Annotated in this window: 17 protein-coding genes; 8 read left to right on the top strand and 9 right to left on the bottom strand. The window is 69.6% G+C overall.

What is annotated here, in order from left to right; genetic code table 11:
- The first annotated feature begins 228 nt into the window (after nucleotides 1-228).
- The gene (locus TN53_RS38780) at nucleotides 229-1,113 is read left to right on the top strand and encodes an alpha/beta fold hydrolase (RefSeq protein ID WP_095046965.1); all 885 of its coding nucleotides are present in this window, start codon (nucleotides 229-231) and stop codon (nucleotides 1,111-1,113) included.
- A 20-nt stretch (nucleotides 1,114-1,133) separates the two neighbouring features.
- Here TN53_RS38780 and TN53_RS38775 read toward each other — a convergent pair whose 3' ends face one another.
- A complete protein-coding gene (locus tag TN53_RS38775) occupies nucleotides 1,134-2,027 on the bottom strand; it encodes an NYN domain-containing protein (protein ID WP_046263542.1) in 894 nt (297 codons plus the stop codon).
- 206 nt (nucleotides 2,028-2,233) lie between these two features.
- On the opposite strand from TN53_RS38775, the gene TN53_RS46080 reads away from it, so the two are divergent.
- A complete protein-coding gene (locus tag TN53_RS46080; protein WP_095046964.1) occupies nucleotides 2,234-2,386 on the top strand; it encodes a hypothetical protein in 153 nt (50 codons plus the stop codon).
- An 83-nt stretch (nucleotides 2,387-2,469) separates the two neighbouring features.
- Here the strand turns inward: TN53_RS46080 and TN53_RS38770 are convergent, their stop codons facing one another.
- The 3 genes from TN53_RS38770 to TN53_RS38760 all read right to left on the bottom strand — a co-directional run bounded on the left by TN53_RS38770 (nucleotide 2,470) and on the right by TN53_RS38760 (nucleotide 4,818).
- Nucleotides 2,470-3,075 carry a MarC family protein gene (locus TN53_RS38770; RefSeq protein WP_046263541.1) on the bottom strand — a complete coding sequence of 202 codons (606 nt, stop codon included), beginning with the start codon at nucleotides 3,073-3,075 and terminating at the stop codon, nucleotides 2,470-2,472.
- Between the two features lie 53 nt (nucleotides 3,076-3,128).
- A complete protein-coding gene (locus TN53_RS38765) occupies nucleotides 3,129-3,986 on the bottom strand; it encodes a PHP domain-containing protein (protein ID WP_046263540.1) in 858 nt (285 codons plus the stop codon).
- 190 nt (nucleotides 3,987-4,176) lie between these two features.
- Nucleotides 4,177-4,818 (bottom strand): DUF6758 family protein, encoded by a 642-nt coding sequence (locus TN53_RS38760; protein WP_046263539.1) that lies wholly within the window; start codon nucleotides 4,816-4,818, stop codon nucleotides 4,177-4,179.
- A 173-nt stretch (nucleotides 4,819-4,991) separates the two neighbouring features.
- On the opposite strand from TN53_RS38760, the gene TN53_RS38755 reads away from it, so the two are divergent.
- Nucleotides 4,992-6,215 carry an MFS transporter gene (locus tag TN53_RS38755; protein WP_046263538.1) on the top strand — a complete coding sequence of 408 codons (1,224 nt, stop codon included), beginning with the start codon at nucleotides 4,992-4,994 and terminating at the stop codon, nucleotides 6,213-6,215.
- A 30-nt stretch (nucleotides 6,216-6,245) separates the two neighbouring features.
- On the opposite strand, the gene TN53_RS38750 is transcribed toward TN53_RS38755, so the two are convergent.
- A complete protein-coding gene (locus TN53_RS38750) occupies nucleotides 6,246-6,830 on the bottom strand; it encodes a suppressor of fused domain protein (RefSeq protein ID WP_046263537.1) in 585 nt (194 codons plus the stop codon).
- 507 nt (nucleotides 6,831-7,337) lie between these two features.
- Between TN53_RS38750 and TN53_RS38745 the strand changes: the two genes are divergently transcribed.
- Nucleotides 7,338-8,456 carry a magnesium and cobalt transport protein CorA gene (locus tag TN53_RS38745; RefSeq protein ID WP_046263536.1) on the top strand — a complete coding sequence of 373 codons (1,119 nt, stop codon included), beginning with the start codon at nucleotides 7,338-7,340 and terminating at the stop codon, nucleotides 8,454-8,456.
- A 36-nt stretch (nucleotides 8,457-8,492) separates the two neighbouring features.
- Entirely contained in the window at nucleotides 8,493-9,005 is a 513-nt protein-coding gene (locus tag TN53_RS38740) for a hypothetical protein (RefSeq protein ID WP_046263535.1), read from the top strand.
- Here TN53_RS38740 and TN53_RS38735 read toward each other — a convergent pair whose 3' ends face one another.
- Nucleotides 9,006-9,761, bottom strand: coding sequence for a hypothetical protein (locus TN53_RS38735; protein ID WP_046263534.1), 756 nt, complete (start codon nucleotides 9,759-9,761; stop codon nucleotides 9,006-9,008).
- 175 nt (nucleotides 9,762-9,936) lie between these two features.
- On the opposite strand from TN53_RS38735, the gene TN53_RS38730 reads away from it, so the two are divergent.
- Genes TN53_RS38730 through TN53_RS38720 form a run of 3 tightly spaced genes read left to right on the top strand, consistent with a single transcriptional unit; the run spans nucleotide 9,937 to nucleotide 12,959 of the window.
- The gene (locus tag TN53_RS38730) at nucleotides 9,937-11,220 is read left to right on the top strand and encodes a magnesium transporter MgtE N-terminal domain-containing protein (protein ID WP_046263533.1); all 1,284 of its coding nucleotides are present in this window, start codon (nucleotides 9,937-9,939) and stop codon (nucleotides 11,218-11,220) included.
- Nucleotides 11,210-11,782, top strand: coding sequence for a DUF1003 domain-containing protein (locus tag TN53_RS38725; protein WP_046263532.1), 573 nt, complete (start codon nucleotides 11,210-11,212; stop codon nucleotides 11,780-11,782). Before TN53_RS38730 ends, TN53_RS38725 begins: the two co-directional genes overlap by 11 nt.
- A gap of 43 nt (nucleotides 11,783-11,825) precedes the next feature.
- The gene (locus TN53_RS38720) at nucleotides 11,826-12,959 is read left to right on the top strand and encodes an Mrp/NBP35 family ATP-binding protein (RefSeq protein WP_046263531.1); all 1,134 of its coding nucleotides are present in this window, start codon (nucleotides 11,826-11,828) and stop codon (nucleotides 12,957-12,959) included.
- Nucleotides 12,960-13,022: 63 nt separating this feature from the next.
- Here the strand turns inward: TN53_RS38720 and TN53_RS38715 are convergent, their stop codons facing one another.
- From TN53_RS38715 to TN53_RS38705, 3 genes are all read right to left on the bottom strand, one after another.
- Entirely contained in the window at nucleotides 13,023-13,679 is a 657-nt protein-coding gene (locus TN53_RS38715; protein ID WP_046263530.1) for a hypothetical protein, read from the bottom strand.
- 261 nt (nucleotides 13,680-13,940) lie between these two features.
- Nucleotides 13,941-14,381, bottom strand: coding sequence for a sec-independent translocase (locus TN53_RS38710; RefSeq protein ID WP_046263529.1), 441 nt, complete (start codon nucleotides 14,379-14,381; stop codon nucleotides 13,941-13,943).
- A 169-nt stretch (nucleotides 14,382-14,550) separates the two neighbouring features.
- Nucleotides 14,551-15,734 (bottom strand): S1C family serine protease (locus TN53_RS38705; protein WP_046263528.1); only part of this gene is annotated, 1,184 nt, incomplete at its 5' end.

Here is a 15,734-nt window from a genome sequence, read left to right as displayed (position 1 = left end):
TCACGTGGGCCGGGCCTTCGGCGTTTCAGGCCCCCTCCTGAAGAGCCAGCCCGGCTCACACACCCACATGCCCCCTCACCCCGGGGCAGCGAGACCGCCCCCTCACTAACCCGCCTCACATGAACCGCGGCCTGCCGCCCGACCCGCCACACCCCGCAAGGGCCCCACATGGCCCACTTCACACAGCCACCGCCGCCCTCCACCCGCCCCGCCGGATAGCCTCATGGCATGAGCAGGCCCCCCACCTTCGCCCCACCCCCCGGCGCCCGCGCCCACTCCCTGCGCACCGCTCGCGGTGAGTTCGCCGTCGTCGACGCGCCCGTGGCGGACGGCGTCGCCCCCAGGGGAACCGCTCTGCTGCTGCCCGGGTTCACCGGCAGCAAGGAGGACTTCAACCCGCTGCATGTGCCGCTCGCCGCGCGCGGGTACCGGACGGTCGCGGTGGACGGACGGGGACAGTTCGAGTCCGCCGGTCCGGCGGACGACGAATCGGCTTACGCGCAGGACGAGTTGGCGAAGGACGTACTCGCGCAGGCCGCGGCCCTCGACGGACCCGTGCATCTCGTCGGGCACTCCCTCGGCGGGCAGATCGCGCGGGCGGCCGTCCTCCTGGACCCCGGCCCCTTCCGCTCCCTCACCCTCATGTCCTCGGGCCCCGCCCAGATCTCCGGCTCCCAGCAGCAGCGCGTGAAGCTGCTCCGGGACGCGCTGACGGTGATGAGCATGGCGGAGGTGTGGGACGCGATCCAGGCCATGGAACCGCCGGAGGAGACCGACACCGGAGGCCGGCTGGACTCCGGGCTCGACGACCGGGAGGACCTGCGCCGGCGCTGGATGGGCACCAAGCCCGCCCAACTCATCTCCACCGGCCGCCAGTTGTGTGCCGAGCCGGACCGGGTGGCCGAACTGGCCGCCGTACCGCTGCCGTTCCACGTACTGTCCGGCTCGCACGACGACACCTGGCCGGTGCCGCTGCTCGACCACATGGCCGTCCGGCTGCGGGCCCGCAGGACCGTGATCCCCGGCGCCGAGCACTCCCCCAACACGGACCGCCCCCTGGAGACGGCCCGCGCCGTCGCCGACTTCTGGGACAGCGCCCGGTCGTCCCAGTAGGGCCGGGCCGCCAAGAGCCGCTAGTACTGCCCCTGAAGGTGCTCCCAGAACCCGTCCCGCAACGCCCGCCGCAGATCCGCCTGCCCCCGCAGGGAGTACTGCAGCAGCCCTTCCGCCTCCACCAGCAGATCCTGGTCCACCGACCCCGGCAGGTACGGATGCCCGCGCAGCAGCTCCCTCAGCGTCTCCCGCCCCCGCGATGCCAGCCACTTCGCCGCGATCTGGGCGCCCACGAAGCGGACGTCCTCGCGGCTGGGCCGGTTCGCCGAGGTCTCGTAGGCGGCGGACGTACGCCGTGACACGTACGGCTTGAAGAAGTCGAGGTCGAGGACGCGCTGGCTGTCGACCTCCCAGAGCAGCGGCTCGGCCTGGTTGCGGCCCTCGGGCGCCTCGATGCCCCACAGGTGGACGCGGGCGCCGTACCCCTGGGCCGCCTCGACCGCGGAGACCAGGTCCTCGTCGCCGCCGAGCAGGGCCGCGTCGCTGATCGCCCGGTGCCGAGCGAGGGACTCCAGGTCGGTCCTGATGAGTGAGTCGACGCCCTTCTGCTGGTTGTTGGCGTTGAGATTGCCCAGCCGCACCTTGACGTCCGGAAGCTCGGCGATCGTCTGCTGTTCCGAGGTGTGGATGCGGCGCCGGGCGCCGTCGTACCAGTAGACCCGCAGCAGCCTGCTGTCCGCGAAGATCGTGCGGGCCCGGTCGATGAGCGCCTCGATCAGCCCCTCGGCGTCCAGGTCGAAGGCCCGGCGGTCCTCGGTCCCGGCGACCAGACGGCCCGCGGCCGCGTACAGATACCCCGCGTCGACGAAGATCGCATGGGTCGAGGGTGTCTTCGCCACTTCGGCGAGCATGCGCGTCAGCAGCTCGTTGGTGTGGTCGATGCGGGCGGCGAGTGCCGCGAGGTCGTCGTTCATCGTCTCCATTGTCCCGGCGGTCACGCTGCGAACACAACCGGTCCCGGTCGGTCTCCGAAGAGACAGCGGAGAGTCGCTTACCGGTCAGTAGTTAGTTGTTCGAAAAATTTCTTTAGCGTAGGGAATGTTTGTAACGCACACCCCGTTGACTACCTACGTACGCAGTAATTCTCCGCAGGAGGATGACCAGACGAAGGGAGAAGCCCATGCGCTTCGAAATCATGCGACTCGACGACGTCGACGGCACGCCCGTGGACAGCACCGTTGTGGACGCCGCCTCCGTCAATCGGATCGTTCAGCAGGCCGCCTCGATAGGCCAGCGTCTCTGGATCCGCCCGGCCGAGGCCTCGGCCTCGTAACACATACGGGTAACACACAGGCTTCAGAGCCCCCGTACGGCAACGATGTCGTACGGGGGCTCTGCGCTGTCCGGCCGCGGGGATCAGCTCCCCTGGATCACCTGCGTGATGCCGTTGATGATCTGCTGTACGGCGATCGCGGAGAGCATCATGCCCGCGAGCCGTGTCACCAGGACCACGCCGCCGTCCTTGATGACCCGGATGATCAGCAGCGAGTACCGCATCACCAGCCACAGCACGACATGGATGGCGAGGATCGCCATCCACACCGACACCTGTGTGGCGACGCTGCCGGCCTTCTGCACGGCGAGGATGACCGACACGATCGCGCCCGGCCCCGCCAGCAGCGGCATGCCCAGCGGCACCAGCGCCACATTGACGTCCTTGGTCTGCTTGGGCTCGTCGGTCTTGCCGGTCAGCAGGTCCAGGGCGATCAGCAGGAGCAGCAGCCCGCCCGCGATCATCAGCGCGGGGACGGAGACATGCAGGTAGTCGAGGATCTGGTGCCCGAGGAGCCCGAAGACGGTGATGACACCGCCGGCGACACAGACGGCCTGGAAGGCCATCCGCTTCTGCACCTTGGCGGGCCGGCCGGAGGTCAGCGCCAGGAAGATCGGGGTGATCCCGGGGGGATCCATGATGACGAACAGGGTCAGGAACAGGGAGCCGAAAACGGCAGCGTCGAACACAGGAGAGCCTTGCGAGGAGAAAGGGAGAGATCAGATGGACGTGGGAGCGAGTCTCAGGCTCCGCCGGTCCCCGGCACCGGGAACGCGCCGGTGGCGCGCCGGGTGATCTCGCCGTACACCTCGGGGTCGGTCCGGTACTCGCCGAGCGTGACGGTCTTGCGGCTGCCGTGGTAGTCGGAGGAGCCCGTGACCAGCAGCCCCAGCTCGGCGGCGAGTCCGCGCAGTCCGACCCGGGTCTCCTCGTCGTGGTCCATGTGATCGACCTCGATACCGTCGAGCCCGGCCGCGGCCAGCTCGGCGATCGTGGACTCCGGCACCGTACGCCCGCGCTTGCCGGCGCCCGGGTGCGCGAAGACGGTGACCCCGCCCGCGGCCTTGACCAGCCGGATCGCCTCGAAGGGGTCGGTCTCGTGCTTCTCCACGAAGGCCCGGCCGCCGTCGGCGAGCCAGTCCTGGGTGAAGGCGTCGCTCACGGTCGGTACGACCCCGAGCTCGACGAGCGCGGTGGCGACATGCGGCCGCCCGACGGACCCGTCCCCGGCGATCCGCATCACCTGTTCCCAAGTGATGGGCACCCCCAGCTCGTTGAGCTTGGCGACCATGCCCCGCGCCCGCGGCACCCGGTCGTCCCGCACCAGCTCCCGCTCGGCGAGCAGCTCCGCCTCCTCGGGATCGAAGAGGTAGGCCAGCAGATGCATGGACACGCCGTCGATACGACAGGACAGCTCGGCCCCGGTGACGAGCGTGAGCCCCTCCGGCAGCGCGGCGATCGCCCCGGCATACCCACGCGTGGTGTCGTGATCGGTCAGCGCGACAACGTCCAACCCAGCAGCGGCGGCATTACGCACCAGCTCAGCAGGCGTGTCCGTACCGTCGGAAGCCGTGGAGTGGGTGTGCAGATCAATACGCACGACACGAACTCCAGACAACGACGGAACACAGGGACCGCTAAAGGATAACCGGACTTACAAGGACCCCTGTCACACCCGAAACCTGTGAGCGACCTTTACACAGACCCACCCAGGGGCGCGGGGAACTGCGCGACAAGCCACAGACAACCCACAGCCGCCAACGCACCGAAGCCCCCACCCCCGGCAGGCGCTACGGCTCAAGCAAGCGCGGCGACAACGCTCCGCACGGCACCAGCTCCACCTCGGCCCCGGCGTCCCGCAGATCGGTCAGCACCAGCTCGTCGTACATCAACAACCCCGACTGCTCCGGCCACACAACCGCCCACAGCCACAACCCACGAGCCTCACCGGCGAAGACCGCACGATCATCCGGCGCCCCGGAGACATGCCACAGCGGCGTAGGCCGCCCGGCGGCCAGCACCTTCGCCTGCGGTGGTTTCTCGACGCTCATGTACGGCCCCGGATCCGGCCCGTCGATCCCGGCGTACCGCGCCCCGAGCCCCACACCGAGCTCCTCGGCGACAAGGATCAGCTCCCCGATACCGCCCAGCGGACCCGGCCCCGTGCACGCCACCGCCGTCGCACGGCCCCCGCTGCGATCGTCGCCCGCGCAGCCCACACCCGTGAACAGCCAGCCGACCGGCAGTGGCCACGGCATCCAGACCGGTACCTGTGTGCGGTGCACCACGACGTCGAGCGCCTCGACGCTGGGCGGGATCACCGGCTGGAGCGGATGCACCGTCCCGTGCACATCGCACTGCCAGGTGTCGGCGAAGAGTCCGGGAGCCCTGACCCGGCCACCACACTTCGGGCAACTGGGTTCGCCCCTCATAGGGCCCCACGGTCCTACCCCTGCTCCCCCACGTCAAGGACGATCACCCGTCCGGGCGGAACCGCCGTCAGGATCGTCCGACCAGGGAAACTAGATGCAGCTTGCATTAATTAGCTGCCCTAACTTACTATGTGCATATACCAACCATCTCCTCGCCGGAATTGGAGAAAACCATGGACGCCTTCGACGCGGGAGCGGGCAGCCTCCTGCGACAGCCCAAGGCGGTCTGGGCCACGGCCGGTGCCTCCGTCGTCGCCTTCATGGGCATCGGACTGGTCGACCCGATCCTGCCGTCCATCGCCCAGGGCCTCGACGCCACCGCCAGCCAGGTCTCCCTGCTCTTCACCTCGTACTTCCTCATCACCGCCGTCGCGATGCTGATCACCGGCTTCGTCTCCAGCCGCATCGGCGGCCGCAAGACCCTGCTGCTCGGCCTCGCGTTCGTCGTCGTCTTCGCCGGCCTCGCGGGCACCTCGAACTCGGTCGCCGAACTCGTCGGCTTCCGCGCGGGCTGGGGCCTCGGCAACGCCCTCTTCGTCTCGACGGCCCTCGCCGTCATCGTCGGCGCGGCGGCGGGCGGGAGCGCTGCGGCGATCCTGCTGTACGAGTCGGCGCTCGGCCTGGGCATGGCGTGCGGCCCGCTGCTGGGCGCACTGCTCGGCGACGCCAACTGGCGCTACCCGTTCTTCGGCACGGCCTTCCTGATGGCGGTCGGCTTCCTGTGCATCACGGTGTTCCTGAAGGAACAGCCCAAGCCGGCCCGAAGGACCTCGGTGCTCGACCCCATCAAGGCACTGGGCCACGGCGGCCTCGCCTCCGTCGCCGCCTCGGCGTTCTTCTACAACTACACGTTCTTCACCGTGCTGGCCTTCACGCCGTTCGTGCTGGACATGACCCCGTACAAGTCGGGTGCCGTGTTCTTCGCCTGGGGCGTGCTGCTCGCCGTGTTCTCGGTGCTCGTGGCACCGCGTCTGCAGCGGCGGTTCGGTTCGCTGAAGGTGCTCGGCGGCTCGCTCGTCCTGCTCGCCGTCGACGTACTCGTCCTCGGCTACGGCAGCCACACCGCCGCGATCGTCTGCACGATCCTCTCCGGCGCCTTCATCGGTGTGAACAACACCGTCTACACGGAGCTGGCGCTCGGCGTGTCGGACGCGCCGCGGCCGGTCGCGAGCGCCGGCTACAACTTCGTGCGCTGGTTCGCGGCCGCCGCCGCGCCCTTCTTCGCGCCGAAGATCGAGGAGTGGACCGACATCCACATCCCGTTCGTGGTGGCGGCGGTCACCGCCGTCCTCGGCGCGCTGGTGGTCGTCGTACGACGGAACGCGCTCACTCGGGACGCGGAGGAGCTGGAGTCGAAGCACGCCACAGAGGACAGCGTCGCCGTCTTCGCCAACTGACGCTTTTCAGCCACCGGTTGGTGAGATCAGTCACTCCAGCGGGACGGACTTGCGGGACGGATCCCGGAGGTCCGTCCCGTTCGTCAGCCAGCGCTCCTGGAGGGCCTGAGCACCGTGGACGCGCTTCCAGGCGGCCTCGTTCGGGGTCATGGGCAGCAGCGGCAGGAACCGGACCGGGTCCATGGGCTCGTCGAGCTCCAGGTCCTCGACCAGGCCGCCCGGTTCGGCCACCAGGACCGAGGTGAACGGGGCGCCGGGCCACAGGGGTTCGCCGACGTCGAGAGAGGCGCCGGGGGCCACGATCACGCCCTCGACCTGGGGGGACGCGGCAAGTACGGCGAGCGGGCGGAGCACCTTGTCGGTGTCGGAGAGTCCGGCGCGGACCGAGAGGACCAGCTCGGCGCGCGGCCCCTTGACCGGGTCGGCGAGCATCGCGGTGGGGTCGCCCATCGGTTGTGCCGACATGCCGAGCGTGGCGTAGCGGACGATGTCGCCCTCCTGGAAACGCAGCACCTCGACGCGGTCCGTACCGAGGAAGGTGACCGCGGCGCGCGCGTCCGGTTCGCCCAGCGCCGTACGCAACCGGGCCTCGACCAAGGGAAGAACATCAGCCATGCCGCGAGCATAGAACTCGTCAGTACCGGGCAAAGCAGCGCCTTGACTATTCAGTCGGCTGATACTCTTTGCCGGTGGTTCGGGGCAGCACGCAGGAGCGTCGCTACCGAGTCCCGACGCCGTGAGACTCCCCCTACGGGGAATGGATCGTCCCTTACGAGGGACCGACCGGAGGAGGTGGGGCTGTCATGGATCGAAGTCGACCTGGTAGTACCACTCGCCCTTCCGGCCACTGATGTAGCTGATCCGCCTTCGGCCGATCGCCGCCTCTCACGCTCGCGTCTTCATCGTCGGAAGAGCACTTCGTCTCGTTTTGCCTGATCTGTTTGATCTGTATCAGCAGCGAAACCCGCTACCGCAATGGTGCGGTGCTCCCCGCTTTGTGGACGTGCCAAACATCCTTCCCCTGCCTCAAGGGCGGGAGATACCCCTCGCCAGGACGTCCTCATTCCGGGCAGTTCCATCCGTTGAAGCGGCTTTTCGTTGCCTGTCGCGAAGGAGCCCGCCATGTCGATGATCCGCGACCTGCGTGCCGTGGTCCGACCCTCCCGCGTCTCGCTGCGCAAGAGCAGCAGCACGGACTACGACACCACGCGTGACCCCGGGACGCCCTCGGCCGTCGTCGACTGCGCCGTCTACCGCGACGGGGCCCGCGTCCAGATGCCGAAGGCGCTGACGCCGCACGAGGCGATGCGTCAGGTGCGCCGCGACGGGGGCTTCGTGTGGATCGGGCTGCACGAGCCGACCGAGGCCGAATTCTCCGGTATCGCAAGCGAGTTCGGGCTGCACCCGCTGGCAGTGGAGGACGCGGTGCAGGCACACCAGCGGCCCAAGCTGGAGCGCTACGACGACTCCCTCTTCACCGTCTTCAAGACCATCCACTACGTCGAGCACGACGAGCTCACCGCCAACAGCGAGATCGTCGAGACCGGCGAGGTCATGTGCTTCACCGGACGGGACTTCTTCATCACCGTCCGGCACGGCGGACAGGGTTCCCTGCGGGCTCTGCGCCACCGCCTCCAGGACGACCCCGAGCTGCTCGCCAAGGGCCCTTCGGCGGTGCTGCACGCGATCGCCGACCATGTCGTCGACGGGTACATCGCGGTCGCCGACGCGGTTCAGGACGACATCGACGAGGTCGAGACGGAGGTGTTCTCGCCGGGGCGCAAGGGCTCGCCGCGCGGCACGGACGCCGGCCGGATCTACCAACTCAAGCGTGAGGTCCTGGAGTTCAAGCGGGCCGTCTCCCCGCTCCTGCGCCCCATGCAGCTGCTGAGCGAGCGGCCGATGCGGCTCATCGACCCCGACATCCAGAAGTACTTCCGGGACGTCGCCGACCACCTCGCCCGGGTCCAGGAGCAGGTCATCGGCTTCGACGAGCTGCTCAACTCGATCCTCCAGGCCAACCTCGCGCAGGCGTCCGTCGCGCAGAACGAGGACATGCGCAAGATCACCTCGTGGGCGGCCATCATCGCCGTACCGACGATGGTGTGTGGCGTGTACGGCATGAACTTCGAGCACATGCCCGAGCTGCACTGGCGGTACGGCTACCCCGTGATCATGATGATCACCGGTGTCATCTGCCTCGGCATCCACCGCACGCTGAAGCGCAACGGCTGGCTGTGACCCGGTCCCGGTGACCCCCCTGGATAGGCTGGGCGCATGACAAGCGAGCTGCTCGACCAGGCCCTCGTCGAGGAGGCCACGAAGAAGTCCGGCCTCGTCTGGGTCAGGGGTCCCCAGGGTCCGGCCCGGGCGCTCTGGCACGTGTGGCACGAGGGTGCGGTGTGTCTGGTCGGCGACGGGCCGGGCGAGCAGCCGCTGCCGGGCCTCAGCGACGGGACCGAGGCCGAGGTGACCGTCCGCAGCAAGGACAAGGGCGGGCGGCTGGTGTCCTGGACGGCGAAGGTCGTCGAGCTGTCCGCCGGGTCCGAGGTCTGGGACGCGGCCGTCTCCGAACTCAAGGGCAAGCGGCTCAACGCGCCCGACGGCGAGGCGATGACGGGGCGCTGGGCGCGCGAGTGCCGGGTGCTGCGGCTCGAGCCGACGGGGGTGACGCTGCCGCTGCCCGACGGGGATCTGGCCGAGGCGCCGGTTCCCACGACGGCCACGACCCGCCGGCCGATCCCCGCGGGGCTGCCGAAGCTGCTGCTGAAGCGGCGCAAGCGCAAGTAGTCAGGACGTCGGCAGCTGCTTGCCGTAGTCCACCGTCTCGTCCTTCCCCGGCTCCTTCAGGCTGAAGGACTTGCCCCAGCCCGAGAAGGTCAGCGTGCCCGCGCCGCCCGCGCGCTCCAGGCGGAGCGGATACGGCTCGCCCTCCAGGGAGACGTCCAGCTTGCCGCCGGAGCCGTCGCCGCCGGTGATGCGGATGGTGCGGATGCCGGACTGTTCGTGGTGACCGTCGGTGGACAGCTCGCCGTGGAGGGTCAGCAGGCCCGCCAGGAGGACGTCCTTGTCCGTGAAGCCGCTGAACTTCTTGTACGAGGGGTCTCCCTGCGGCACCTTCACGAACTTGTCGTCCAGCTTGTCGGCGGCGGCCGTGTCCGTTCCGGAGTCGTCCTTGCCGTCCTGCTGTCCCCAGAAGTCCGCGTCGGCCTTGAGGTAGAGCTGCTCGCCGATCCGCAGCAGCCGGAAGGTCGCGCCCTCGGAGGTGACCGAGCCCGAGCCGCCGTCGGATTTGAGACGCATGTCGAGTTTGTAAGTGCGCCCGCTGGTGACCACGTTCCCTGAGAGACGTACCGTGCCGGCGGATTCGGCGGCCGCCTTGGCCTTCGTCTGGATCTGGGCGGCCGGCAGCTTGCCGACCCCGTTGGTGCCCGCGTCGGGGTCGTCACCACCGCACCCTGTCAGGCCCGTTCCCGTCACGACCAGGGCGCACATCGCGCCCAGCAGTCCGGTCCGGCGGGTGCGGCCCTGGGCAATCGCAGTCACAGGTGGGGCTGCCTTTCTGACGAGGGTCCATCGGAGGCGTACCGCAGAGTACCGGGGCCCCGCGGGCCTTACGGAGCCAGTCCGTCCGGACCGCCCCACCAGGGCGTACCGCATCGGGACGGGCTAGCCTGAAGCCCATCCCAGCGGGCAATTGGCGTGAATAGGAGGCGCAGGCATGGCAGGGGGTGTCCCCAGGATCTTCGTCTCGCATCTCGCCGGAGTCGCCGTCTTCGATCCGAACGGCGATCAGGTGGGCCGGGTGCGCGACCTGGTCGTCATGCTGCGCGTCGGACGGAGACCACCTCGGGTGCTCGGCCTTGTCGTCGAGCTGTCGACCCGGCGCCGTATCTTCCTGCCCATGACCCGCGTGACCAGCATCGAGTCCGGCCAGGTCATCACGACCGGGGTGCTCAACGTCCGCCGCTTCGAGCAGCGGCCCACCGAGCGCCTGGTCTTCGGCGAGCTCCTGGACCGGCGCGTGACGCTCGTCGAGGCCAAGGAAGAGGTCACCGTCCTCGACGTGTCCGTGCAGCAGCTGCCGGCCCGCCGGGACTGGGAGATCGACCGCGTGTTCGTGCGCAAGGGCGGCAAGGGCGGCGCCTTCCGCCGCAAGGGCGAGGCGCTGACCGTCGAGTGGTCCGCCGTCACCGGCTTCTCCCTGGAGGAGCACGGACAGGGCGCCGAGAGCCTCCTCGCCACCTTCGAGCAGCTCCGCCCCGCCGACCTGGCGAACGTCCTGCACCACCTCTCCCCCAAGCGCCGCGCGGAGGTCGCCGCGGCCCTCGACGACGACCGTCTGGCCGACGTGCTCGAAGAACTCCCCGAGGACGACCAGATCGAGATCCTCGGCAAGCTCAAGGAGGAGCGGGCCGCGGACGTCCTGGAGGCCATGGACCCGGACGACGCGGCCGACCTGCTCTCCGAGCTCCCCGAGGAGGACCAGGAGCGGCTGCTGAGCCTGATGGAGCCCGCCGACGCGGCCGACATGCGGCGCCTGATGTCCTACGAGGAGCACACGGCCGGCGGTCTGATGACGACCGAGCCGATCGTCCTGCGCCCTGACGCCACCGTCGCCGACGCCCTCGCCCGGGTCCGCAACGCCGACCTGTCCCCCGCCCTCGCCGCCCAGGTCTACGTGTGCCGCCCGCCCGACGAGACGCCGACCGGCAAGTACCTCGGCACGGTCCACTTCCAGCGCCTGCTGCGGGACCCGCCGTACACCCTGGTCAGCGCGATCATCGACGACGACCTCCAGCCCCTGGACCCGGACGCCGCGCTGCCGGTCGTCGCCGGGTTCTTCGCGACGTACGACATGGTGGCGGCGCCCGTCGTGGACGACTCCGGGTCGCTGCTGGGCGCGGTGACCGTGGACGACGTACTGGACCACATGCTTCCCGAGGACTGGCGGGAGACCGAGTTCCACCTCGACGAGGGCGAGGTGACTCCGCATGGCTCCTGAGCGCGAGAGGACCCCGGCCGGTGCGACGGCCAGCACGCGCGCGCGTGTCCGCCTCGACCAGCCGCGCCCGCCCCGGCGTCGCCTGCTGCCCGAGTGGGACCCGGAGGCCTTCGGGCGGCTCTCCGAGCGCATCGCGCGGTTCCTCGGCACCGGGCGGTTCATCGTCTGGATGACGATCGTCATCATCGTGTGGGTGCTGTGGAACATCTTCGCCCCGGGCGATCTGAAGTTCGACAACTACCCGTTCATCTTCCTGACGCTGATGCTGTCGCTACAGGCTTCCTACGCGGCGCCTCTCATCCTGCTCGCGCAGAACCGGCAGGACGACCGGGACCGGGTCAATCTGGAGCAGGACCGCAAGCAGAACGAGCGCTCGATCGCCGACACCGAGTATCTGACCCGCGAGATCGCCGCCCTGCGGATCGGCCTCGGCGAGGTCGCCACCCGGGACTGGATCCGCTCCGAGTTGCACGACCTCGTGAAGGAAATGGAGGAGCGACGGGACGGGCACGTCGTATTCCCGGCAGAACGGTCTGCGGGACGTGACGTAGAAGACCGCTGACGGGCATGCCGAGGCCGCCGCGGATCGCCGTACCATCGTCCTTATGGTTACGGAAGACGCGGTGCGCGAGGCACTGGCGACGGTGAACGACCCCGAGATCAACCGACCCATCACCGAACTGGGAATGGTCAAGTCGGTGGACATCGGCGCGGACGGAGCGGTCGCGGTCGCCGTCTATCTGACGGTCTCCGGGTGTCCGATGCGCGAGACGATCACCCAGCGGGTGACGGACGCGGTCTCGGCCGTGGAGGGCGTCACGCGCGTCGACGTCACGCTCGACGTCATGAGCGACGAGCAGCGCAAGGAGCTGGCGACGGCCCTGCGCGGGGGCCAGACCGAGCGCGAGGTCCCCTTCGCCAAGCCGGGCTCGCTCACGCGCGTGTACGCGGTCGCCTCCGGCAAGGGCGGCGTCGGCAAGTCCTCGGTGACGGTGAACCTGGCGGCGGCGCTGGCCGCGGACGGTCTGAAGGTGGGCGTCGTGGACGCCGACATCTACGGCCACTCCGTGCCCCGCATGCTGGGCGCCGACGGGAGTCCCACCCAGGTCGAGAACATGATCATGCCGCCCTCCGCGCACGGCGTGAAGGTCATCTCCATCGGCATGTTCACCCCGGGCAACGCCCCGGTGGTGTGGCGCGGCCCGATGCTGCACAGGGCTCTTCAACAGTTCCTCGCGGACGTGTACTGGGGTGACCTCGACGTCCTCCTCCTCGACCTTCCGCCGGGCACGGGCGACATCGCGATCTCCGTGGCCCAGCTCGTCCCGAACGCCGAGATCCTGGTCGTCACGACCCCGCAGCAGGCTGCCGCCGAGGTGGCCGAGCGGGCGGGTGCCATCGCCGTCCAGACCCATCAGAAGATCGTGGGCGTGGTCGAGAACATGTCCGGCCTGCCCTGCCCGCACTGCGACGAGATGGTCGACATCTTCGGCACGGGCGGCGGCCAGACGGTCGCCGACGGCCTCACGAGGACGACCGGCGCCACGGTCCCGGTCCTCGGCTCCATCCCGATCGACGTCCGCCTCCGCGAGGGCGGCGACGACGGCAAGCCGGTCGTCCTGAGCGACCCGGACTCCCCGGCGGGCGCGGCGCTGCGGGCGATCGCGGGCAAGCTGGGCGGACGCCAGCGCGGCCTCGCGGGACTGTCCTTGGGGATCACTCCGCGGAACAAGTTCTAGCTTCTCGTACGACGAGGGGGGTGCCGGCTCTGTGAGTCGGCGCCCCCCTCGTCGTAGCACCGGCTATGCGTAGGCCGAGATGTCCTTGATCATGGCGAAGCCGAGCCCGTACGCGCTCATGCCTCTCCCGTACGCCCCCACGTGCACGCCCTCCGGCGTGGACCCGGCGAGGACCCAGCCGAACTCGGACTCGCGGTAGTGGAAGGACGTCGGCACCCCGTCCACGGGGAGCGACAAGGTCGACCAGTCCGGGCCGTCGAGGTCGTCGGCCAGGGCCCACGCCGTCTCCGTCTGCTGGTCCAGCCAGTCGTCGCGCAGCGAGTGGTCCATCGAGCCGGGCCAGGTGAAGGACAGCAGCCCGACCCCCGCGAGCCACGCCGCCGAGGAGACCGACGTCGCCTCGAGAAGGCCCGTGCCGTCGGCGCTCCTCCGGGACGGATTCGCCGCGACGGTCACCACCACCGCGAACTTCTCCTTGTCCTCCGACGCCTCGTTCCGTACGGAGGGCTCGTCACCATGCCCGATCGAACCGTGTTCGACGGCACCGTCGGCCGCCGTCCCGACCTGCATCAGCCAGCGCGGACCCGTGAAGGCCTCGTCGAGGCCGTACCACGGGAAGGGCGCCAGCAGGTAGCCGTCGACCGTGCGCCGGGCGGAGGGGACCTGCTGTCCGCCCTCCGCGGCCGGGGCCTGTGCGACCGCCTGACTCGTCGTCTCCATGTGCCCGGACGCCTCCTCGTTCCTCGTCGGTCCGGAACGGCCCACCCCCCTTCGGGCGACTCGTCCGGTCCGCACAACAACTCGGCAGCATAGCCACCCCACCGGGACCAGCAGGGAAAGCGCCCGGCGCGTGGGGCGTCCGGGCGTCGGGTTCAGGCCGCGCGGAGGCGTGGCGGATTATGAAACGCGTCACGTACGACTGAGCCGCACGTCGCTGACGTGCGGCTCCGGAACATGTGGAGGGCTGCGGGTGTACGACGTTCAGGTGGCGTCCGCGTCGAAGACCGGGCGGTCGCCCTTGCCGTCGTCCTCGGGCTTCTTGGTCATGTCGATCCGGCCGCCGGACGAGGACCCGGAGGAGGACGAGGAGGAGTCCGACTCACGGCCGTGGACCGCGTCCGTGACCTCGGCCATCTCCTTCTTGATGTCGAAGCCGTTGCGGATCTCCTTGAGCCCCAGCTCGTCGTTGTCCATCTGTTTGCGGATGAACGTCTTGGGGTTCAGGTCCTCGAACTCGAAGTCCTTGAACTCGGGACCGAGTTCCGAGCGGATGTCCTGCTTGGCGCTCTCCGAGAACTCCCGGATCTTCCGGACGGTCCGCATGACGTCCTGGATGACCTTCGGGAGCTTGTCCGGACCGAAGACGAGCACGGCGAGGACAACGAGCGTCACCAGCTCGAGCGGTCCTATGTCATTGAACACCTGAAGCTCCTTGCGATGTCCGGGCCGGGTCCACGGTACCCGGCGATCCGGTACGACCGGTACTGTCCCGAGGCCTCCGAGTGCGCGGGCATGAGCGGTTTTGAGGGTTGTTTGCCTTGTGGGGCGGGGTTTGCGGGCGCGCCTGTGAGGTTTCTGTCAATCGGGGCGCTCAATCGCCGTCCGAGGATCCGAGCACCAGGGAGATGGTCAGCTCCTCGCCGCCGCGCTCCACGGTGAGCTCCAGCTCGTCGCCGGGGCGGTGGGCGCGGGTCTTGACGATCAGCTCCTCGCCGGAGTGGATGCGCTGGCCGTCGACCTCGGTGATGACGTCGCCCGCCTTGATGCCGGCCTTGTCGCCGGCGCCGCCGTCGATGACCGCGGGTCCGCCGTCGTTGCCCTTCGTGCCGACGCGGGCGCCGTCGCCGGAGTAGTCCATGTCGAGGGTGACGCCGATGACCGGGTGGGTCGCCTTGCCGGTGTTGATCAGCTCCTCGGCGACGCGCTTGCCCTGGTTGATGGGGATGGCGAAGCCGAGGCCGATGGAGCCGGACTGGGCGCCGCCGGAGTCGGAGCCGTCGTCGGCGGAGCGGATGGCGGAGTTGATGCCGATGACCCGGGCCTTGGAGTCGAGGAGAGGGCCGCCGGAGTTGCCGGGGTTGATGGGCGCGTCGGTCTGCAGGGCGTCGACATACGACACGTCGCTCCCGTCGCCGCTCTCGCCGCCGGCCGTGATGGGCCGCTCCTTGGCGCTGATGATCCCGGAGGTGACGGTGCCCTCCAGGTCGTAGGGGGCGCCGATGGCGACGACCGGGTCGCCGACCTGGACGCTGTCGGAGTTGCCGAGGGTCATGGGCTGGAGCCCGCTGACTCCGGTGACCTTCACGACGGCGAGGTCGTAGCCGCTGTCCCGCCCGACGACGGTGGCCTTGGCGGTGTCGCCACTGTGGAAGGTGACGGATATGTCCCCGTCGGCTCCGGCGGGCTCGACGACGTGGTTGTTGGTGAGGATGTGGCCCCGGTCGTCGAGCACGAACCCGGTGCCGGTGCCCTGCTCCTCCGCGCCGCTCACATGGAGGGTCACCACGCTGGGCAGCGCCCGTGCGGCGATCCCCGCCACGCTGTCCGGCGCCCGCCCTGCGGGCTCGGCGTCGGCCTGCGGCAGCTCCACGTCCCCCACACCGCCATTGCGCTCCAGATAGGCCCCTACGGCCCCACCGAGGCCCCCGGACACGAGCGCGAGCAGCACGGCACCGACGACGAGGACCTTCCTGGCCCGCTTACGGCTCCCGTCCTTGGTGGGGACGGCGGCGCCGTTCTGCTGGAGGGGGGTGGGGAGGGGGACGGGGGCCCAGG

It is taken from the genome of Streptomyces sp. WM6386 (genome assembly GCF_000972385.1).
Classification (GTDB): Bacteria; Actinomycetota; Actinomycetes; order Streptomycetales; family Streptomycetaceae; genus Streptomyces.
The sequence above is the reverse complement of the archived record's forward strand: the minus strand, read 5'-3'. Positions and strand labels throughout refer to the sequence as shown.